Source organism: Streptomyces sp. NPDC051662 (assembly GCF_040681655.1).
In the GTDB taxonomy this organism is placed as follows: Bacteria; Actinomycetota; Actinomycetes; order Streptomycetales; family Streptomycetaceae; genus Streptomyces.
This window is the reverse complement of the sequence record NZ_JBFAZD010000002.1, coordinates 398423-419699: the sequence shown is the minus strand read 5'-3', so window position 1 is coordinate 419699 and position 21277 is coordinate 398423. Positions and strand designations below refer to the sequence as shown.

The following is a 21277-nucleotide window of genomic DNA, read 5'->3' as shown; positions in this document are numbered from 1 at the left end:
CCTTTGGTGCTCGGTGGCGACCACCGGCACCACACCGCCCCCCCCGGACGCGCCCCGCAGGGGCTACCGCAGCGTCACCGCCTGGCCCGCCACCACCAGCAGCACATGCTCACACTCCTCCGCCACCCCCGCGTTCAGCCTCCCCAGCTCATCCCGGAACCGCCTTCCCGACACCGTCGCCGGCACCACCCCCGACCCCACCTCGTTCGTCACCGCCACCACCGTGCGCCGCGTACCCCGCACCGCCGCCACCAGCGCCGCAGTCCGCTCCCGCAGCGCCTTCTCGCCGCCCGTCGCCCACGCCGCGTCGTCCCACGCGTTCACCCGGTCCATCGCGTCCGTCAGCCACAGCGACAGGCAGTCGATCAGCAGCGGCGGCCCCTCCGCCGCGAGCAGGGGTACGAGGTCGCAGGTCTCCTCCGTGCGCCAGGACCCCGGCCGGCGCTCACGGTGCGCGCGGACCCTGACGTCCCACTCCGGGTCGCCCTCGCGACCGCCGCCGGTCGCCACGTACAGCACCCCGGGAAACGCCGCGAGCCGCCGCTCCGCCTCCCAGGACTTGCCCGAGCGCGCCCCGCCCGTCACCAGCGTGCGCCGGGGCACCTGGGGCACCGGGTGGTACGCGCCGACGGTCAGTGTCGTCCCGTCGGGTACGGCCCGCGCGCCCGCCGCCGCCAGCCGTCGGTCCAGTTCGGGGCCCGGCGGCACATCGTGGTCGAGATGGACGGCGAGGACATCGGTGTCGGGCCCGATCGCCCCGGCCGCCCGCAGCCGCGCCACCGCGTCGGGCCGCCCCACCACGTCGGCGACGACCATGTCGTAGGGGGCCGCGGCCCGGCCGTTCTCGGGTGCGAGACCCGCGGGCGCCCCGCCCGGCGGCAGATACAGCAACCGCTCGCCGCCGGACGCCGTCACCTCGTACCCCGTACCCGGCGCGTCCATCGGCACCGCCCGTACCCGGTGTCCGCCGAGCAGCGTCAGTACCCGGCCGTCCGCCACCCGGCCCGCCGCGGGCAGTCCGGCGGGCAGCTCCACCGCGGGACCGTCGTGCGGATGGCTGAGCAGCACCTGCCGTACGCCCGCGAGGGAGTGCCCGGCGCGGGCCGCGGCGAGCGCCGCACCCGGGGTGAGGTCGAGCAGCAGGACGCCGTCCACCAGCAGGGCGGTCGCGGCGCGGGCGCGCTCACCGCGGGCGGTCGCGCAGGCGGCGCAGGTGCAGTGGGGGCGGGGGAGTCCCGAGGGGGCTCCGGTGCCGAGCAGAGTCAGTTCCACGGGGCGATCCTCCCGTGTCACCGCTCACGGTGCGCGCCCGGCTACGCTGCGGGCAGGAAATCGATCAGTTCCGCGGGACCCGGGAGGCGCACATGGCGTGGATGTGGCGGTTCGAGAAGGCCGACGGGACGGAGGTCTCGCCGGCGGTGGAGCCCGAGGAGTTCACGACGCAGGGGGACGCCGAGTCGTGGGTCGGCGAGGCATGGAGGGAGCTTCTCGACGGAGGCGCGGAACAGGTCTCGCTGTTCGAGGACGGCGCCAAGATCTACGGTCCGATGAGCCTGCGGGCCGACGAGAGCTGATCCGTACGCGCACGGGTGCCCGCGGACCGGTCCGCGGGCACCCGGCACCTTCCTGGACGAGCAGGCCCGAAGTCCCGTCTGCCGCCGGGGGGTGGACGACGCTGACACGGACCCACCCGTCCAAGGCTTCCCGGTGTGGTCGGTCAGGGCAGGATCTCGATGTACCCGTCGGTTCCGTGTACGCGGATCCGCTGCCCGTCCCGGATCAGCCCGGTGGCCCGCTCCACGCCCACGACGGCCGGCAGGCCGTACTCCCGGGCGATCACCGCGCCATGGGTCATCAGGCCGCCCACCTCCGTCACCAGGCCCGCGATTCCGACGAACAGCGGCGACCAGCTGGGGTCCGTGAAGGTCGTGACCAGGATGTCGCCCGCTTCGAGATCGGCCTCCGCCATGTCACGGATGACGCGGGCCCTTCCCTCGACGGTCCCGGCGGAGACCGGGAGGCCGATCAGGGCGCCGGCCGGCACGTCGTCGCGCCGGTAGGCCCCGGTGACGGCCTCACCGTCCGAGGTGAGCACCCGGGGCGGTGTGAGCGCGTGGTACGACCGGAACGCCTCCTCGCGCCGCCGGATGAGCTGGTCGTCCACCTGGTTCTCGCGCACGACGTCGTGGATTTCCTGGAACGTGAGGTAGAAGATGTCCTCCTTCTCACGGAGCACATGGGCCCGCACGAGGCGCTCGGCCTCCTCCAGCAGGGCCCGCTTGTAGAGGAAGTAGCGGCTGATGATGGCGTACTTCGGGTACTCCCGGTATCCGATGAAGGTTCTGACCCGGTCGATCATCCGCTTGGTCTCGTCGGCTTTCCGGTCTCCGTCCGGCAGGGCCCGCAAGCGTGACAGCACGTCCTGTTCCTTCTTCCGCGCCTTCCGCCGCCCTTGCTCGAAGCGGCGCTCGGCGGCGCCCGGCTCGAAGTTCCTGACGTTGTCGAGGATCACGGGCACGAGCGTGGTGGGGCGCTCGCGCCAACGTGGCCTCGTGATGTCGATCTCGCCGACGCAGCGCATGCCGTACCGGTCGAGGTAGGACTCGATGGCGTCGCGCGCCTCGGTCCCGCCCGCGAGTCCGGGCAGCTCGTCCAGGAAGCCCTCGTCCTCGACGTCCTGAAGGAACGCCACCACTTCCGGCCACCGGCGGATCACGTCCGCGACGTCGAGCAGCGCCAGTCCCATCTCCGACGTGACGTTGTCGGGGGCGGACAGCGTGAGCGTGTCAGCCGCGTTCTTCTCGCCCAGCCACTCCAGCAGCGTGTCGTTGAGCCACCACGTGGCCTCCATCCCCGCCATGATCGCCTGAATGCTCAGCGGATCACCGAGGACTCGTTTGTGCTCCTCGAAGGCCTCCAGCAGGAAGTCGAACAGCGCCGGTCCTGTCTTCGTCCCGATGTCGCGCTCCAGTGCGGCGATGGACGCCCGGCTGCGCTCGATCAGCCCGGTGACGAGGGCCGGATCGGTCTCGATCGGGGCGGACGCGCCTCTGGCCGGCGGTCCGCCGGGAGCCGCGTCCGGGAGCGACGGGACGAAGCCGTCGCGGTCGAGGACGGTCTCCAGGGCGTCCCTGATCAGCGGATCGCCTCTCCCCATGACGTCCAGGAGACCGGCGCGGCTCGCGGGTGAGGCCAGCCGCCGGGTGACGTCGACGAACAGCCTCCCGCCTGCCTCGTGCATCGGCACCATGGCCGTCAGCCGCCACATGGAGAGCCCCAGGGGCTTCACGGGGTCGGTCATCATCTGCCCATGACCGACGGAGACGTAGACATGATTCTCCTGGTCGCCGGTCTCGGGGATGGGGAACAGCGTGGTGATCGGCCGGCTCTGAACGATCCGGAAGTCATCGTCGGCCAGGCACCATTCGATGTCCTGGGGGCGGCCGAAGTGCGCCTCGATCCGCCGCCCGAGCTCCACGAGCCGCAGGACCTGCGCGTCCGTCAGCGCCGGCTGCTTCTGCCGCCGCGGGTCGATCGCCACTTCCCGCGTACCGCCCGTCGGCAGGGCGTGAACGGCGCGCTGTTTGGCGGCGATCGCCTTGGCGACGATCTCGCCCTGTCGCACCGTGAAGACATCCGGGTTCACCAGGCCGGAGACCAGGGCCTCGCCGAGGCCGAAGCCGGCGTCCACGGTGGCGACCTTCCGGTTGCCCGTGACGGGGTCGGCCGTGAACAGGATGCCGGCCGCGTGCGGGAGGACCATCCGCTGCACGACCACGGCCATCTGGACCGTACGGTGATCGATGCCGTTCCGCTGACGGTAGGTCACGGCCCGCTCGGTGAACAGCGAGGCCCAGCACCTGCTGATGTGCTGAAGGATCGCCGTCGGCCCCACGACGTTCAGATACGTGTCCTGCTGGCCGGCGAAGGAGGCCGTCGGCAGGTCCTCCGCCGTCGCGCTGGAGCGGACGGCGCAGGCCGTCTGCTCGCCGAGCCCGGCGAGCGCGCGGGTGATCGCCGCCGCGAGATCGCCCGGGACGGCGATCCCCTCGACGGTCCGGCGGATCTCCGCGCTGAGCGCACGGACCGCCTCCCGGTCGTCCGGGTTCAGGTTCGCCAGCCGATCGAGTCGATCGTCGACCGACGGCGCTTCCGCCATGATCCGCCGGAAGGCGTCCGTCGTCACGCAGAAGCCCTCCGGCACCCGGATGCCTTCGATCCGCGACAGCCCGCCCAGGTGCGCGCCCTTGCCGCCGACGACCGCGGCCCGCGTCTCGTCGACCTCGTGGAGATCCCATACGTACCGCTCGGTCATCGCGATACCTCCGCCGAGGCAGCCGGGTCCCTTCGCGCCGTGTCCCCTCGCACCGCACCGGCCGAGCGCACCACCGGTGCCCCCCGTTCCGCCGGACCTCTTGTCAGACACGTTCTCGCCTCTGGCTGCCGCACGTCGTGCTCCCATTTCCGCAGGTTGTGGCGTCGGCCGACGATTCTGCGCGGTACCCCGGGTCTTGCGGCAAGCCCCCCGGCGCGCTATACCTTGAGAGTGGCAAGGAGAGAGCTCTCCTTGCCTTCGCTTTTTGCCGTCGACGAGATTCAGGGCTGGCGCGCCACAACGCGGGCAGGGCCCGCCGATCGTGTCCGGCGGACCCCGTCGTGTGTGCCGAGTCGGCGTGATCCGCCGGACAGGCCCTACATCTCGCCGAGTGTGACCTCCGCCGTCTTCGTCGCGCCGTTCCGTGTGAAGGTCACCTTGACCTTCTGTCCCGGCTTCTGCGAGGCGAGTTCCTCGGACAGCGCGAGGATCGTGGTGACCCGGGCGCCGCCGACCTTGGTGATGATGTCCCCGGGCTTGATCCCCGCCTTGGCCGCGGCGCCGCCCCTCGGGGCCGTGACGACCGCGACGCCGATGGGCTGGAAGTCGGGGCCGAGTACGGTACGGCCGCTGATGCCCAGGGCCGCCCGGCCCGAGTCGATGACCCGGCCGTTCTTGATGATCTGGTCGGCGATCGTCTTCACCAGCGACGCCGGGATCGCGAAGCCGATCCCGGGCGCTGCGCTGTTGCCCAGCTGCTGGTCGACCGCCGCCAGTGTCGGGATGCCGATCACCTCGCTGTTCAGGTTGACCAGCGCGCCCCCGCTGTTGCCCGGGTTGATCGCGGCCGACGTCTGCACCATGTTGGCGATGGTGGCGCCCGTACCGCCGCCCGACGAGGGCTCGCTGACGGTCCGTCCGACCGCCGAGACGATGCCCTGGGTGACGCTGCCCTGCAACCCCAGCGGTGACCCCATGGCCAGCACGATCTGACCGACCGCGACCGCCGAGGTCTCGCCGAACTTGGCGGGCTTCAGCCCGGCCGGGATCCTGTCGAGCTTGATGACGGCCAGATCCTGCTCGGGGAAGCTGGAGACGAGCTTGGCCCCGAGGGGCTGCTCGCTGTTGGCCACGGTGACCGAGAAGGTCCGCTGTTTCTCGACGACATGGGCGTTGGTGACGATGTGGCCCTGTCCGTCGTAGGCGACGCCCGACCCGAGAGTGTCCCCCGACTGGATCTGGACGACCGAGGGCAGCACATTCTTGATCGCCGTCTCGTAGGCGGTCTGCAGATCGTTGCCGGCGCGCCGCATGGCCGCCGCCTGGGTCGTGATGTCGGGGTTCGACCTGTGGGAGCCCGGGGTGCCGGGGCCGGCGCAGCCGCCGGCCACCGCCGCCACACAGATCGCGGCGGTCAGAGGCAGCAGCGGCCGGCGGGCGCGACGGCGGGGAAGGGAAACATCCATGCCCGGAGTATCCCGTTTGTCCTATCGGTGTGGCCTGCGGTGCACCGCCGATCAGGGGGCGCCGCCCCGACCGGCCCCGACCGGCGCGTACGCCGTCGCGCCGCTCAGCGTGCCGCCGCCAGGAACTGGGTGGCCGCCAGCTCCCCGTACAGCGGATCGTTCGCCACCAGCTCCTCGTGCGTACCCACCGCCCGCACCTTGCCCGCGTCCATCACCACGATGCGGTCCGCGAGCGTCACCGTCGACAGCCGGTGCGCCACCACCAGCACCGTCACCTCCCGGGCCGCCTCCGCCACCGCGTCGCGCAGCGCCAGTTCGTTGACCGCGTCCAGCTGGGACGTCGCCTCGTCCAGGAGCAGCAGCCGGGGCCCGCGCAGCAGCGCCCGCGCGATCGCCACGCGCTGGCGCTCACCGCCGGACAGCTTGGAGCCGCGGTGCCCGACCAGCGTCTCCAGACCGTCCGGCAGCCGCTCCACGAGCCCGTCCAGCCTTGCCCGTACGAGCACTTCCCTGATCCGCTCATCGGTGGCGTCGGGGGCGGCGAAGACCAGATTCTCGCGCAGCGTCCCGGCCAGCACCGGGGCGTCCTGCTCGACATAGCCGATGGTGGCGCGCAGCTCGGGGAGCGACCAGTCGCGTACGTCCCTGCCGTCGACCAGGACCCGGCCGCCGGTGGCCTCGTAGAACCGTTCGATCAGTCCGAAGACGGTCGTCTTGCCCGCGCCCGAGGGGCCGACGAAGGCCGTCATCCCGGGGCCGGGGATCTCGAAGGAGACACCGTGATGGACATACGGAAGCTCTTCGCGGTACCGGAAGGTGACGTCCTCGAAGACCACGGTGGCCGGGCCCCCGCCGTGCGGCCCGGCGGTCCCCGGCTTTCCGGCGGCCGGCTCCAGGACCTCGGTCTCCAGCCGCTCCGCCTCCGCGATCCTGGCGACGGCCGCCGATCCCACCTGGTACTGCGTCACCGCTTGCACCAGCTTCGACACCGGATCCATTAGATAGAACAGGAACAGCAGAAACGCGATCAGCGTCGAGATGGAGATGGCCCCCGAGGCCACCCGGGCCCCGCCGATCCCCAGCACCGCCAGGAACGACACCTGTACGGCGAGCCCGACCGAGGACCCGGCCAGCGACTGCCACTTCGCGGCCCGTACGCCATGCCGCCACGCCTCCGTGGCCGCCGCCTCCACCACGGCGGCCTCGCGCTCCTCCGCGCCCGACGCCTTGACCGTACGGAACGCGCCGAAGGCCCGCTCCAGCACGGTGGAGATATGGCCGACGGCCTCCTGCGACCGTCGCGTCGCCCGCGAGATCCTGGGCATGACCAGCGCCACGGCGGCGCCGATCACCACGATCACCCCCAGCGTCACACCGAGCAGCACCACGTCCATCACGCCCATCAGTACGACGGTCGCCAGGAACGCGAGCCCGCCGGTGCCCGCCGAGACGATCGACTGGGTCGTCACCGCGCGCAGCAGAGTGGTGTCCGAGGTGACCCGGGACATCAGATCGCCCGGCTGGGTCCGCTCCACCTCGGGCAGCCGCAGCCGCAGCAGCCGTCCGATCAGGGTGCGGCGGGCGGCGAGGACGACGGACTCGGCGGTCCGCTCCAGGAGGTACGAGGCGAGCGCCTCGATCGCCGTACCGAACACCACCAGCCCCGTGAGCACCAGCAGAATGCCGGTGATCGAACCGTCCTCACCCAGCCGTTCGACCAGGGCCTTGGCCGCGAGCGGCTGGGCCAGTCCGCTCGCCGCGCCGATCAGCGCCAGGAACGCGCCGAAGGCAACGATCCGGCGGTGCGGCCGGAAGTGCCGGTACAGGGCCCGCCAGGTCTCCCCCGCGGAGAGCCGGGCCGTCTCGGGTGCGCCGGCTCCGCCGCCGCTCTCTATGCTGCTCACGACCGTGAGGACGCGTCCGGGGGCCCGCCACCTGACTGACTCCCCGGCCGGGTCATGTCCCGGGGCTCAGCCGCGCACGCCGCACAGATGCAGCAGTGCGGCGACCCTGCGGTACGGCTCCGTGCGCCCCGCCCGGTCCTCCAGGGCCAGCAGCCGTGCCAGCTCCTCCCCGGCGGGCGCTTCCGCGTCCCCGGCCGCGCCGTCCGTGAAGACGCGTACGCCGTACCAGGCGTGCAGCGGCGCGGCGATCCCCGCCAGCGTGGCGGTGAGCGCCTCCAGCCGGTCCGCGTGTACCCGCAGTCCCAGTGGGTTGACATAGGTGTCGGTGTCGAAGGAGTCCAGCGCCCCCGCCCAGTCCCCGGCCAGCCCTGGCCGCAGGGCCAGGGTGTCCCCGTTGCGTACGAGCAGCGACAGCAGACCGCCCGGTGCCACCATCCTGGCCAGCCCCGCGAGCAGCGCGTCCCGCTCGTCGGCGTACATGAGCACCCCGTGGCAGAGGACCACGTCGAAGCTGCCGGGCAGGAAGTGCACCCCGGTCTCCAGGCCCTCGCCCTCGATCAGCCTGACCCGCTCACGTATGCCCGCGGGCTCGTCGGCGAGCGTCGCGCGGGCCTCGGTGAGCAGCGCGGCGTCCGACTCAAGACCGGTGACCGTATGCCCGGCGCGCGCCAGGCGCAGGGCCTGGGTGCCCTGCCCCATACCGACGTCCAGGACACGCAGCCGCCGCCCCACCGGGAAACGGCCGGCGATCTGCTCGTCGAGCTGGCGCGCGACGAGTTCCCGCCGGACGACATGGCGCAGCGCGCCACCGGTGACCGGCCGGTCGGCCGAGCCTCCCGCGGAGCCGGAGACTTCCGCGCTCAGGGCCGCTCTCCGCGCTTGACCTGCGGCTTCGGCAGCCGCAGTCGGCGCATCTGGAGCGTACGCATCAGGCCGTAGGCCACCGCACCACGCTTGGGGGTGTCCGGGAAGCGCTCGGCGAGCTGCTTCTTCAGCCGGAACCAGAGCCCGATCGAGTCGATGACGATCAGCACGATCACACCGAGCCACAACAGCAGCGCGATGTTCTGGAGGGCACCGACCCTGACCATGCTCAGCACGAGGATCACCACCGCGAGCGGCAGGAAGAACTCGGCCATGCAGAAGCGTGAGTCGACGAAGTCGCGGACGAAGCGGCGTACCGGCCCCTTGTCACGGGCGGGCAGATAGCGCTCGTCACCACTCGCCAGCGCCTCGCGCTGCTTCGCCAGATCCGCGCGGCGTGCCTCGCGCTGGCGCTTCATGGCCGTCTTGCGGTCGGTCGGCGTCGTGGAGGCGCGGCGTCGCTGCGTCTGCGCCTCACTGCGCTTGGGAGTCGGGCGGCCCTTGGGGGCCTGCGGGTCGCGGGGCTGCGTGGAGAGGCCCGGTGTCACCTGGGTGGCGGGGGCCTTCTCTTCCTTGGAACGGCTTCGGAACACAAAACCCAAGGGTACGGGGTGTCGTGGTTGGACCCCACCCCCGCGGGGAACGATCCCGCAACAGCGAGCGTCCGTATGGGGACAGAGGGGGACTTTGTCTCCCCTGTCCCTGACAGCCGTCTACTCCTTGCGCCTGACCGGGCGGCGGAGCAGTCGTCCTTGGGGAGGAGCGCATCCGTGCTGGAACAGTGCGGTAATAGAGGCAGGGCCCGTACTGTGGGTTCTGTTGGAGTGCTGGAGCTGTAGTCCGTCAGAAGGGGGCGCGCGAAGCCCATGAGCGGTGTCATGAAGCGTATGGGGATGATCTTCCGCGCGAAAGCCAACAAGGCCCTTGACCGGGCCGAGGATCCGCGCGAGACCCTTGACTACTCGTACCAGAAGCAGCTTGAGCTGCTGCAGAAGGTACGTCGCGGGGTCGCCGATGTGGCGACGTCCCGTAAGCGGCTGGAGTTGCAGCTGAACCAGCTGCAGGGCCAGTCGTCGAAGCTGGAGGACCAGGGCCGCAAGGCGCTGGCGCTCGGCCGGGAGGACCTGGCGCGTGAGGCGCTCTCCCGCCGTGCCTCGCTCCAGCAGCAGGTCAGCGACCTGGAGACGCAGCACCAGACGCTGCAGGGCGAGGAGGAGAAGCTCACGCTCGCCGCGCAGCGCCTCCAGGCCAAGGTCGATGCCTTCCGTACGAAGAAGGAGACCATCAAGGCCACCTACACCGCGGCACAGGCGCAGACCCGGATCGGGGAGGCCTTCTCGGGCATCTCCGAGGAGATGGGCGACGTCGGTATGGCGATCCAGCGCGCGGAGGACAAGACCGCGCAGCTGCAGGCGCGCGCCGGCGCGATCGACGAGCTGCTGGCCTCCGGCGCCCTGGACGACCAGTCCGGGATGGCGAAGGACGACATCGCCGCCGAGCTGGACCGGATCTCCGGCGGCACGGACGTCGAACTGGAGCTCCAGCGCATGAAGGCGGAGCTCGCGGGCGGCTCGGCCCCGAAGCAGGCGATCGAGGGCGGCACCCAGGACGCTCCGCCGACCACGAACAAATTCGACAAGCAGTAGGGATTCGTCATGATCGTACGGATCATGGGGGAGGGCCAGGTGAAGCTGGCGGACAGCCACTTCACCGAACTCGACAAGCTGGACGACGAGCTGCTGGCCGAGATCAGGAACGGTGACACGGACGGCTTCCGCCGTACGTTCCACGCCCTCCTGGACAAGGTGCGCGAGCTCGGCGAGCCGCTGCCCGACGACTCCCTGGAGCCGTCCGAACTGATCCTGCCCGCTCCTGGCGCGACCCTGGAAGAGGTCCGCGAGATGCTGAACGACGACGGCCTGATCCCTTCGGCCTGACCGGCGTCTCCCGCACTCCAGCACTCCCCGCGTGCCCCGCGCCCCCGGCTTCCGGCCGGCCGGCGCGGGGCACGTGCGCGCACGGCCCGCGTCCGGGATGCGGCGCCCACGCGCGGGCACGGCCCGCGTCCGGGACCCCGTACCGTTGCTTCGTGACCCCTTTCGGATGCCTGACGTGACCCCCCTCGGAACCGCGCTCGTCCGTGCGCGCGGCTCGGTGCGCGCGCATCCCTTCGTCGCCGATGGCGTGCTGGCCGCGGTCGTCCTCGTCTGCATGGTGCTCGCGTCGTTCACCGAGCCGCACACCGGTCCCGGCGGCCCCACCTTCGGTACCCGCTCCCCGGCCCCGATCAGCGTCCTGCTCATGGTGCTCGGCGCGAGCGCGCTCGTCTTCCGCCGCCGCGCGCCGCTGCCCGTACTGCTGTGCACCGGCGGACTGTCCCTCGTGGACTTCTTCACGATCCATCCGCCCGAGACCGTGGTGATCTGCGCCATCATCGCGCTCTACAACGTCGGCGCCCACACCGACCGGCCCACCACCTGGCGGGTCGGCCTCGCGACGGCCGTCGTCCTCACCGCCGTCGCGATGTGGGTGAGTCCCGACCCCTGGTACGCCCAGAAGAATGTGTCGCTCTTCGCCTGGACCGGCATGGCGGGCGCCGCGGGAGACGCCGTACGCAGCCGCCGCGGCTTCATCGACGCCATCCGCGAGCGCGCGGAACGGGCCGAACGCACCCGGGACGAGGAGGCGCGCCGCCGGGTCGCGGAGGAGCGGCTGCGCATCGCCCGCGATCTGCACGATGTGGTCGCCCACCACATCGCCCTGGTCAATGTGCAGGCCGGTGTCGCCTCGCACGTCATGGACAAGCGCCCCGACCAGGCCAAGGAAGCCCTGGCCCATGTACGGGAGGCCAGCCGCTCCGCGCTCAACGAACTGCGCGCCACCGTCGGGCTGCTGCGCCAGTCCGGCGACCCGGCGGCCCCCACCGAACCGGCCCCCGGTCTCGCCCATATCGACGGGCTCCTCGCCACCTTCCGCAACGCGGGCCTGCCCGTGGACTTCGCGGCGGACGGGGCGGGCGACGCGGAGAACCGCCTCCCCGCCGCTGTCGACCTCGCCGCGTACCGGATCATCCAGGAGGCCCTGACCAACGTAAGGAAGCACGCCGGCCAGGCGGCGAAGGCCGAGGTCAGCGTCGTACGTGTGGGCACCGCCATCGAGATCACGGTGCTGGACGACGGCCGGGGCGCGGGCAAGCCCGGGGACGGCGGCGGCCATGGCCTCATCGGTATGCGCGAGCGCGTCTCCGCCCTCGGCGGCACCCTCACCGCGGGGCCCCGCTACGGCGGCGGCTTCCGTACCCAGGCGATACTGCCGGTCACGAACCGCACGGGGGAGAACGTATGACGATCCGGGTCCTGCTCGCCGACGACCAGACGCTGCTGCGCAGCGCGTTCCGGGTCCTGGTGGACTCCGAGCCGGACATGGAGGTCGTCGCGGAGGCGGCCGACGGCGCGCAGGCCGTGGCTCTCACCCGCTCCAACCGGCCCGATGTCGTCCTGATGGACATCAGGATGCCCGGCACGGACGGCCTCGCGGCCACCCGTGTGATCAGCGCGGACCCGGACCTCACCGGGGTGCATGTCGTCATGCTGACCACCTTCGAGGTCGACGAGTACGTGGTGCAGTCGCTGCGCGCCGGAGCCTCCGGCTTCCTCGGCAAGGGCGCGGAGCCGGAGGAGCTGCTCAACGCCATCCGGATCGCGGCGGCGGGCGAGGCGCTGCTGTCGCCCGTCGCGACGAAGGGCCTCATCGCCACCTTCCTCGCACAGGGCGCGGGCGCGGGTTCGGGCGAGCACGCGGCCCCGACGGTCAGTCCGAAGCGGCTGGACGCGCTCACCGGGCGCGAGCGCGAGGTGCTGGTGCTGGTCGCGGGCGGTTACTCCAATGACGAGATCGCGGAGCGCCTCCGGGTCAGTCCGCTGACGGTCAAGACCCATGTGAACCGCGCGATGGCAAAACTCGGGGCTCGTGACAGGGCCCAATTGGTAGTAATCGCATACGAATCGGGCCTGGTACGTCCAAGGGTGGAGTAGCACACCTCTCGCACGTACTCCAGATGCGGTACGCGCCGGATAAGGAAACTCGACCTGAGGTCTACGCGCCGACCCCCATCGATGGCCGATCGTATAGAGGGGCCGTCGTGCCCATCCGCTGGAGGCGCCGCAGCGCCTCTCCACGGCCGAGCCGCAGCGTCCACCTCCCGCGTACACCACAGAAGAGAGACCCCCATGTCCTGGTTGTCGAGATTCAGTCTCTCGCAACGGGCCCTGATCGGGCTGATGTCGATCGTTGCGATCGTCTTCGGAGCCATCGCGATACCGCAGCTCAAGCAGCAGCTCATGCCGTCCATTGAATTCCCTATGGTGTCGGTGGTCGCCTCCTACCAGGGCGCCTCTCCGGATGTGGTCGAGAAGCAGGTCGTCGAACCGCTCGAAAACTCCATCAAGACGGTCGACGGCCTCACCGGCACCACCGCCACGGCCAGTGAGGGCAGCGCCGTCATCCAGGCCAGCTTCGACTTCGGCGGCACGGAGACCAAGCAGCTCGTCGCCGATGTCCAGCAGGCGGTCAACCGCGCGCGCTCCCAGCTCCCCGCCGACGTCGACCCGCAGGTCGTGGCCGGCTCGACGGACGACATCCCGACCGTCGTCCTCGCCGTCACCTCCGACAAGGACCAGCAGGCGCTGGCCGATCAGCTGGACCGTTCGGTCGTCCCCGCCCTCCAGGACATCTCCGGCGTCGGCAATGTCTCCGTCGACGGCGTCCGTGACGTCCAGATCGCCGTCACCCCCGACGACGGGAAGCTCGCCGCCGCGGGCCTCAACGCCATGGCGCTCTCCGACGCGCTGAAGGCCGGCGGTGCCACCTTCCCCGCCGGTTCGTTCTCCGAGGACGGCAAGAGCCGTACGGTCCAGGTCGGCGGCGGCTTCACCTCGCTGAAGCAGATCGAGGACCTGCGGGTACTGCCCCAGGCTGCCCCGGGCGGCGGCACGGGAACGCCCTCCGCGGTACGCGTCGGTGACATCGCCACCGTCAAGCAGCAGCAGGCCACCGCGACCTCGCTGACCCGTACCGACGGCAAGCCCAGCCTCGCCGTCTCGATCACCATGGACAAGGACGGCAGCGCCGTCGCCATCTCGGACGCGGTCAAGGAGAAGCTGCCCGATCTCCACAGGGACCTCGGCACCGGCGCCACCCTCACGGTCGTCAGCGACCAGGGCCCGATGGTCTCCAAGTCGATCTCGGGACTGACCACCGAGGGCATGCTCGGCCTTGTCTTCGCCGTGCTCGTGATCCTGGTCTTCCTTCGCTCGATCCGCTCCACCCTCGTCACCGCCGTCTCCATCCCGCTCTCCGTCGTCCTGGCGCTGATCGTGCTGTGGACGCGCGACCTGTCGCTGGACATGCTCACCCTCGGCGCGCTGACCATCGCGGTCGGCCGGGTGGTCGACGACTCGATCGTCGTCCTGGAGAACATCAAGCGGCACCTGAGCTACGGCGAGGAGCGTCAGACCGCCATCCTCACCGCGGTCAAGGAGGTCACGGGAGCGGTCACCGCCTCCACCCTCACCACCGTCGCGGTGTTCCTGCCGATCGGTCTGGTCGGCGGTCTGGTCGGCGAGCTGTTCGGCTCGTTCTCGCTGACGGTCACGGCGGCGCTGCTCGCCTCCCTGCTCGTCTCGCTGACCGTCGTACCGGTGCTCTCGTACTGGTTCCTGCGCGCGCCGAAGGAAGTCATCGGGATCAGCCCCGAAGAGGCCCGCCGCCTGGCCGAGGAGAAGGAGAGCAACAGCAAGCTCCAGCGCCGGTATGTACGGGTGCTGCACTTCGCGACCCACCGCCGCGTCAAGAGCCTGGTCATCGCGGTCGTCGTCCTGCTCGTCACATTCGCCATGGTGCCGGCGCTCAAGACCAACCTGTTCGACGCGGGTGATCAGGAAGTCCTCTCCATCAAGCAGGAGCTGGAGCCGGGCACCAGCCTGGAGGCGGCCGACGCCTCCGCGAAGAAGGTCGAGAAGGTCCTCTCCGGCATCGAGGAGGTCAAGGACTACCAGGTCACCATCGGTTCCTCCGGCTTCGCTGCCGCCTTCGGCGGCGGTTCGGGTGCCAACCAGGCGACGTACCAGGTGGCCCTGAAGGACGCCACGACGTACGAGGCGACGCAGGACCGCATCGAGAAGGAGCTGGCCGGGCTCGACGGCATCGGCCACACGGCGATCTCCTCGGGTGGCGGCGGCCTCGGCAGCCAGAACGTGAACGTCGTCGTCAAGGCGTCCGAGGCGGACACCCTCCGCAAGGCCGCCGAGCAGGTTCGGGACACCGTCGCGAAGCTCGACGGCGTCACCGACGTACAGAGCGACCTGTCGCAGTCCGTCCCGCGCGTCTCGGTCAAGGGCAACGCCAAGGCCGCGGCGGCCGGATTCAACGACACCACGCTCGGTGTCGCGGTCGGTCAGGCGATCCGCGGCACCGCCGCGGGCAAGGCGATCCTGGACGACACCGAGCGGGATGTCCTCGTCACCTCGGCCAAGCCGGCCAAGACCATCGCCCAGCTGAAGAACCTGTCCCTGGGCCCGGTGAAGCTCGGTGAGATCGCGGACGTGAAGCTGGTCGACGGTCCGGTCTCGATGACCCGGATCGACGGCGCGCGGGCCGCGACGATCACGGCGCGGCCGACCGGTGACGACACCGGTGCGGTCACCGCGTCTCTCCAGTCGAAGATCGACGCCCTGGATCTGCCGACGGGCGCGACCGCGTCCATCGGCGGTGTCGCTGAGGACCAGGGCGAGGCCTTCGGACAGCTCGCTCTCGCCATGGTGGCGGCCATCGCGATCGTCTTCATGCTCCTGGTCGCGACCTTCCGCTCGCTGATCCAGCCGCTGATCCTGCTGGTCTCCATCCCCTTCGCGGCCACCGGCGCGCTCGGCCTGCTGGTCGTGACCGGTACGGCGATGGGCGTCCCCGCGATGATCGGCATGCTGATGCTGATCGGGATCGTGGTGACCAACGCGATCGTGCTGATCGACCTGATCAACCAGTACCGGGCGCAGGGGATGGGCGTGGTGGAAGCGGTCGTCGAGGGTGGCCGTCACCGGCTCCGCCCGATCCTGATGACGGCCCTGGCCACGATCTTCGCGCTGCTCCCGATGGCGATGGGCATCACCGGCGAGGGCGGCTTCATCGGGCAGCCGCTGGCGATCGTGGTGATCGGCGGTCTGGTGTCGTCGACGCTGCTGACGCTGCTGCTCGTGCCGACGCTGTACACGATGGTGGAGCTGCGGAAGGAGCGCCGTGCGAACAAGAAGGCGGGGAAGCGCCACGCCAAGGGGGGCAACGGCACCCCGGCCTCGGAATCGCCGAGCGAGCCGGAACCGGTGAACGTCTGAGGTGATGGATTGACCGGGCGATGCCCCGGGGCGGCCGCGAGGATCGGGCCGCTCCGGGGCATCGCCGCGTACGGGGGTGGGTTCAGCCGGCCCGTCCCGCCCGTGCCGCCGCCACCACCGCGCCCGCGCCGCAGGCCGTCATCACCGCGAACAGCGGTACCGCCGTATCCGCTCCGCCGAGTCCCGCCAGCGGCGCCACCACCGCGCCCAGCGCGCTCTGCGCCGTACCGAGCAGCGCCGAGCCCGTGCCCGCCGCGGCCGGGACCCGGGCGAGCGCCAGGGACGTCGCGTTGGTGAGGACCAGGCCCAGGCCACCGCACACCACCGCCATCAGGACCAGACAGCCGGCCACCGTCAGTACGCCCGCCACGGCCGCGGCGAACAGCGACACCGTGCCGGCGAACACGGCCCGCACCCCCGTACGCAACAGCCGCTCCGGGGCGATCCGGCCCGCCAGCCGCGCGTTCACCGCCCCGGCCAGCGCGGTGCAGACCGCGCCGCCCGCGAACGTCATGGACGAGACACCGACGCTCAGACCCAGCACGTTCTGGAGCAGGAAAGGCGACCCGGCGATATAGCAGAACAGCGCTCCGAAGGCGAAGGCGTACGCGAGGGTGTAACCCCGGTACGCGCTGTCCCCGGCGACCTCCCGGACCGTACGGAGCAACTCCCCGCCGCTGCCCGTCCGCCGCCGCGACGGCGGCAGGCTCTCCGGTACGGCGACCAGCACGGCCGCCGCGACCAGCAGCGCGACCCCGGCCAGCACCCAGAACACACCCCGCCAGCCGGTCGCCCCGATCACCGCGCCGCCCGCGAGCGGCGCGACCACCGGCGCCGTACCTGACAGGGTCGTCAGGATCGCGAACAGCCGTGCCGCCGCGGCTCCTTCGGCGACATCCGCGACCACCGCCCGCCCGATCACGACCCCCGCGGCGCCGCTGAACCCGGCCACGAAGCGCAGCACGACCAGCGCGCCGAGCCCCGGCGTGAGCGCGCACAGCGCGGTGGCCAGGGCGCACACGGCCGCCCCCGCGAGCAGCGGCCCCCGTCGCCCGCAGCGGTCCGACAGCGGACCGAAGACGAGATGGCCGGCCGTCATCCCGGCCAGGAACGAGGTGAGTGTCAGCTGCACCCCGGACGCGTCGGTGCGCAGCTCCGCGGCCATCCGCGGAAAGGCGGGCAGATACATGTCGGTCGACAACGGGCCGACGAAACAGAGCAGGACGAGCGCGACGGTGAGCCGGGAGCGGGAGCGGGAGCGGGAGCGGGAGCGGGAGCGGGAGCGGAAGCGGGATCGGGATCGGGATCGGGGCATGGGGCGGCAACCTCTTCGGTCCGGTACGGAGGAGAGACGGTGAATCGACCGGGAGACAGAGGGGGTTGCTGGAGCGTGCGAGCGCGCGACATCACTCCGGGAACCGGCCCCATGGGCGGAGCGGGCCGATGGCCCCGCTCAAGAACGCCTGGGCGGCTGGTGAACGCGACAGACCGTAGACGACACCGGGGGCGTCCCGCAATCACGCGGGACGCCCCCGGGGCGACGACAAGGTGTACGACGACAAGGTGTACTCGGCGACCGGACGCGCCTACGGAAGCGCCAGCATCCGTTCCAGCGCCAGCTGTGCGAAGTCCGCCGTCTCCTGGTCGACCTGGATGCGGTTGACCTCGTTGCCCTCGGCCAGCGACTCCAGCGCCCACACCAGATGGGGCAGATCGATCCGGTTCATCGTGGAGCAGAAGCAGACCGTACGGTCGAGGAAGACGATCTCCTTGTCCTCGGCGGCGAAACGGTTCGCCAGCCGCTGTACGAGGTTCAGCTCCGTGCCGATCGCCCACTTCGAGCCGGCCGGGGCCGCCTCCAGGGCCTTGATGATGTACTCCGTCGAGCCGACGTAGTCCGCCGCGGCCACGACCTCGTGCTTGCACTCCGGGTGCACCAGTACGTTCACGCCCGGGATCCGTTCCCGTACATCACGGACGGAGTCCAGCGAGAACCGCCCGTGCACCGAGCAGTGGCCGCGCCACAGGATCATCTTCGCGTCGCGCAGCTCCTGTGCCGTGAGGCCGCCGTTCGGCTTGTGCGGGTTGTACAGGACACAGTCCTCCAGCGACATCCCCAGATCCCGCACGGCGGTGTTGCGCCCCAGGTGCTGGTCGGGCAGGAAGAGGACCTTGTCGCCCTGCTCGAAGGCCCAGTTCAGCGCGCGCTCGGCGTTGGAGGACGTACAGATCGTGCCGCCGTGCCTGCCGGTGAAGGCCTTGATGTCGGCCGAGGAGTTCATGTACGAGACAGGGACGACCCGCTCGGCTATGCCGGCCTCGGTCAGTACGTCCCAGCACTCCGCGACCTGCTCGGCGGTGGCCATGTCGGCCATGGAACAGCCCGCGGCCAGGTCGGGCAGGACGACCTTCTGGTCGTCGCCGGTCAGAATGTCCGCGGACTCCGCCATGAAGTGCACGCCGCAGAAGACGATGTACTCGGCGTCGGGCCGCGCCGCCGCGTCCCTGGCGAGCTTGAAGGAGTCGCCGGTGACATCCGCGAACTGGATGACCTCGTCGCGCTGGTAGTGGTGCCCGAGGACGAAGACCTTGTCCCCGAGCTTCTCCTTCGCCGCGCGGGCGCGCTCCACCAGGTCCGGGTCGGACGGGGAGGGCAGGTCGCCCGGACACTCCACGCCCCGCTCGCTGCGCGGGTCCGCCTCGCGGCCGAGCAGCAGCAGGGCCAGGGGCGTCGGCTGGACGGCGAGATCCTGACGGGGTTGGGCGGTGGTCACGTCACACACCCTTTCTTCTCTGCAGACGAGCCTTTTCGTCTAATTGACACTATCTATGATAACCGGTTCACGTCACTTTGACGATGCCCATAGCGTCGATGTGACGCGTTCCGGGGCCGGGGCCCCGAGGAACCCACCGGCTGCCGCATCGCGAGCCGGTGTGCGAGCATGAAGGAGGGAAAGACACGCGCCAGGGCCCGGAATGAATCCGCGGCCGAGCCGGTTGCACTGTCGGCAAGCAGTCCGTACAACCCGGGAGAGAAGCAGATGTCCGTATCGGACGAGACCACCACCGTGAGCGACGGCATCCTCCTGTCCGACGCCGCCGCGGGCAAGGTCAAGGCCCTGCTGGACCAGGAAGGCCGGGACGACCTCGCGCTGCGCGTCGCCGTACAGCCCGGTGGCTGCTCCGGCCTGCGCTACCAGCTGTTCTTCGACGAGCGCTCGCTCGACGGCGATGTCGTCAAGGACTTCGGTGGCGTCAAGGTCGTCACCGACCGGATGAGCGCTCCGTACCTGGGCGGCGCCTCCATCGACTTCGTCGACACCATCGAGAAGCAGGGCTTCACGATCGACAACCCGAACGCGACGGGCTCCTGCGCCTGCGGGGACTCCTTCAGCTAGGTCCTGTCCGGTAGGTCTGTCCGGCCAGGACAGAACCGGCGGGAACAGAGCGCGCGAGCGACGGGCGGCGGCCCCGGAACCCCGGGGCCGCCGCCCGTCGCTCGTGTCGCTTCCCGGACTTGCTCGTCCAGGACTACTTCAGCGGCAGTGGATCGCCCGTCGTCGCCTCGATCACGCGCCGGTCGCCCAGCGGCTTGTCGAGCGTCACCTTCGCCGTCATGACCTTGGCCATCGCCACACAGACCGTCCCCGGCTCACTGAACTCGGTCAGCCGCACCTTCACCGCCGTACCGCTCTCGTCCGCCGACGGCGTGTACGTACTGCACATACCGCCCGAGAAGTGCAGCGTCAGGGTCCGCCCCTCGGTGGAGTACGAGGTGACCCGCTGGACCCGGCCGCCCGGCGACTCCTCGCTCGGCCGCGGCCTTGACTGGGGAGGCTTCGGCTTCGCCAGGAACTGGGGGGCGACCGCCGGCTGGGCGACCGTGTACGGCTGGGCGTCCCCGCCCGGTGCCACCTCGAACAGCCAGGACGGGACGAGCGCTGCCCGCCCGTCCACGGACCGCGTCGCCAGCCCGAAGACCGCCTTCTCCACCACCAGCGGCGCCGGTTCGGGGGCGCTCTTCGGCAGGCACGGAGCCGAGGGCTTCCCGCCCTCCTGTGAGGTCCCCCCGTCCACCGGCCCGTCCAGCGGCGCCGGGGTCGCGCAGCCGCCGATCCGGCCGCCGCCGGTGGCGTCGCCCGACGCGTTCAGCTCCTTCAGCGCCTCGTCCGCGCCGATCACCGGATACGAGTCGCTCTGCTCGGGCGCCGTCAACTGGCCGGTGCCGCCCGTCACATGCCCGTTGGCGTCCACCTGGATCCCCGTGGACCAGCCATAGGTGGGCAGCCCGCCGACCACCGGGTCCGCGTTCACCACCCGGATCGCGCCCATCAACTGGCGTGCGTCCAGTGCGGCCCCGCCCTGGCCCAGCGCCTTCAGTACCGGCGCCGCCGCCCGCTTCGCCGCCGCCTCGCTCACCGCCTCACCGCGGCCGTCACTCTCGTTGCCCGCCATGGAACCGCCGGCGCCGCCCGCGCTCGGACAACTCTTCCCCTTGAGGCAGTTGTCACCGCCCGAGGGGCCGTACCGGTCGAAGGTCCAGGTGCCGGGCGCCTGCTTGGCGACCCGGAGCAGCGGGCCTGAACCGTCCTTCTCCGTACCGACCTTCCAGACCGTCCCGTCCGACCGCGGTGCCCCCGCCACCCCGAGCGCCTCGGCCAACCGGGCCACATCGGCGGACGCGACCTCACCGTTCGTACGGTAGACACGGGCCGTCGCGGGACCTTCGGGCAGCGCGCCCTTGGCGCGGTAGGTGACCCCGCTCGGATCCGGCTCGCCGGGCGCGATGCCGGGAGGCTCGGAAGGGCTGCTTCCGGACCCGGACCCTGACCCGGTTCCGGACTCGGTTCCGGAACCGCTCGCCGCGCCGTCGAGCGCGAGCAGCGGTGGCCCGCCGCTCCCCGCCGCACCGCTCCCGCCGTCCGTGGCGTCGCCGGACGCGCTCGTGGCGAAGTACGCGCCACCGCCCCCGGCGATCAGTACCGCCGCCGCCACCGTGGCGACGGCCAGCGGGGAACGCCGCCGGCGCGGGCGTTCGGGGGCGTCGGCGCCCGCTGTGCTCTGCTGAGGCCGCTCCGTGCTGGTCACCGTTGCGCTCCTTCGGCTGTGAATCGTCCCGGGTCGTCCCCTGACGCCGGTGGGACGGAACGGAGGAGCGCGCGGTTCCCCGGAGTACGCCGAGCGGGTGCCCGGGCCGTTCCCTGTCCCGTATCCGCCCCGTATGGCCGACCTTCTCATGAAGAAGGCCCCGCTATCGGGTAATTCGTGAGCTTTGGAAGGCCGCCGCCGACCCGATAGCGTGAACTGTCAACCGTTCTCCTCATCAGGAGCGTTCACGCC

The 21277-nt window shown here is 71.2% G+C and carries 16 protein-coding genes; 7 read left to right on the top strand and 9 right to left on the bottom strand.

All coding sequences use genetic code 11. The features are described 5' to 3' along the window. Positions 1 to 63 precede the first annotated feature (63 nt). On the bottom strand, positions 64 to 1272 hold the full coding sequence (locus AB0M67_RS04550; RefSeq protein ID WP_365742513.1) for a bifunctional adenosylcobinamide kinase/adenosylcobinamide-phosphate guanylyltransferase: 1209 nt from the start codon (positions 1270 to 1272) through the stop codon (positions 64 to 66). 92 nt (positions 1273 to 1364) lie between these two features. On the opposite strand from AB0M67_RS04550, the gene AB0M67_RS04545 reads away from it, so the two are divergent. Then, positions 1365 to 1574 (top strand): hypothetical protein, encoded by a 210-nt coding sequence (locus tag AB0M67_RS04545; protein WP_365742511.1) that lies wholly within the window; start codon positions 1365 to 1367, stop codon positions 1572 to 1574. Between the two features lie 143 nt (positions 1575 to 1717). Here the strand turns inward: AB0M67_RS04545 and rph are convergent, their stop codons facing one another. The 5 genes from rph to AB0M67_RS04520 form a co-directional block, all read right to left on the bottom strand. Continuing rightward, positions 1718 to 4315: a rifamycin-inactivating phosphotransferase gene (gene rph, locus AB0M67_RS04540; protein ID WP_365742508.1), complete on the bottom strand. Its 2598-nt coding sequence runs from the start codon at positions 4313 to 4315 to the stop codon at positions 1718 to 1720. Positions 4316 to 4692: 377 nt separating this feature from the next. After that, positions 4693 to 5781, bottom strand: a complete 1089-nt coding sequence (locus AB0M67_RS04535; RefSeq protein WP_365742506.1) for a trypsin-like peptidase domain-containing protein — start codon at positions 5779 to 5781, stop codon at positions 4693 to 4695. A 104-nt stretch (positions 5782 to 5885) separates the two neighbouring features. After that, complete coding sequence (locus tag AB0M67_RS04530; RefSeq protein WP_365742869.1) at positions 5886 to 7676, bottom strand: ABC transporter ATP-binding protein; 1791 nt, start codon at positions 7674 to 7676, stop codon at positions 5886 to 5888. Between the two features lie 75 nt (positions 7677 to 7751). Beyond that, on the bottom strand, positions 7752 to 8486 hold the full coding sequence (locus AB0M67_RS04525; RefSeq protein ID WP_365742868.1) for a methyltransferase domain-containing protein: 735 nt from the start codon (positions 8484 to 8486) through the stop codon (positions 7752 to 7754). 59 nt (positions 8487 to 8545) lie between these two features. Beyond that, positions 8546 to 9142: a DUF3043 domain-containing protein gene (locus tag AB0M67_RS04520; protein ID WP_129769807.1), complete on the bottom strand. Its 597-nt coding sequence runs from the start codon at positions 9140 to 9142 to the stop codon at positions 8546 to 8548. A gap of 285 nt (positions 9143 to 9427) precedes the next feature. Between AB0M67_RS04520 and AB0M67_RS04515 the strand changes: the two genes are divergently transcribed. From AB0M67_RS04515 to AB0M67_RS04495, 5 genes are all read left to right on the top strand, one after another. Further along, positions 9428 to 10195, top strand: a complete 768-nt coding sequence (locus AB0M67_RS04515; protein WP_249950864.1) for a PspA/IM30 family protein — start codon at positions 9428 to 9430, stop codon at positions 10193 to 10195. 9 nt (positions 10196 to 10204) lie between these two features. Next, a complete protein-coding gene (locus AB0M67_RS04510; protein WP_249950863.1) occupies positions 10205 to 10486 on the top strand; it encodes a hypothetical protein in 282 nt (93 codons plus the stop codon). Positions 10487 to 10652: 166 nt separating this feature from the next. Beyond that, a complete protein-coding gene (locus AB0M67_RS04505) occupies positions 10653 to 11894 on the top strand; it encodes a sensor histidine kinase (protein WP_365742503.1) in 1242 nt (413 codons plus the stop codon). Then, entirely contained in the window at positions 11891 to 12583 is a 693-nt protein-coding gene (locus tag AB0M67_RS04500; protein WP_365742501.1) for a response regulator transcription factor, read from the top strand. The genes AB0M67_RS04505 and AB0M67_RS04500 overlap by 4 nt, the downstream gene beginning before the upstream one ends. 195 nt (positions 12584 to 12778) lie before the next feature. Further along, a complete protein-coding gene (locus AB0M67_RS04495; protein ID WP_365742499.1) occupies positions 12779 to 15937 on the top strand; it encodes an efflux RND transporter permease subunit in 3159 nt (1052 codons plus the stop codon). Positions 15938 to 16019: 82 nt separating this feature from the next. Here AB0M67_RS04495 and AB0M67_RS04490 read toward each other — a convergent pair whose 3' ends face one another. Both AB0M67_RS04490 and nadA read right to left on the bottom strand, forming a co-directional pair. After that, entirely contained in the window at positions 16020 to 17252 is a 1233-nt protein-coding gene (locus AB0M67_RS04490; protein ID WP_365742497.1) for a multidrug effflux MFS transporter, read from the bottom strand. A 271-nt stretch (positions 17253 to 17523) separates the two neighbouring features. Next, positions 17524 to 18711: a quinolinate synthase NadA gene (gene nadA, locus AB0M67_RS04485; RefSeq protein WP_365742495.1), complete on the bottom strand. Its 1188-nt coding sequence runs from the start codon at positions 18709 to 18711 to the stop codon at positions 17524 to 17526. 267 nt (positions 18712 to 18978) lie between these two features. Between nadA and AB0M67_RS04480 the strand changes: the two genes are divergently transcribed. Then, positions 18979 to 19335, top strand: coding sequence for an iron-sulfur cluster assembly accessory protein (locus AB0M67_RS04480; protein ID WP_030355429.1), 357 nt, complete (start codon positions 18979 to 18981; stop codon positions 19333 to 19335). Between the two features lie 133 nt (positions 19336 to 19468). Here AB0M67_RS04480 and AB0M67_RS04475 read toward each other — a convergent pair whose 3' ends face one another. Continuing rightward, the gene (locus AB0M67_RS04475) at positions 19469 to 21025 is read right to left on the bottom strand and encodes a hypothetical protein (protein WP_365742492.1); all 1557 of its coding nucleotides are present in this window, start codon (positions 21023 to 21025) and stop codon (positions 19469 to 19471) included. Between the last annotated feature and the right edge of the window lie 252 nt (positions 21026 to 21277).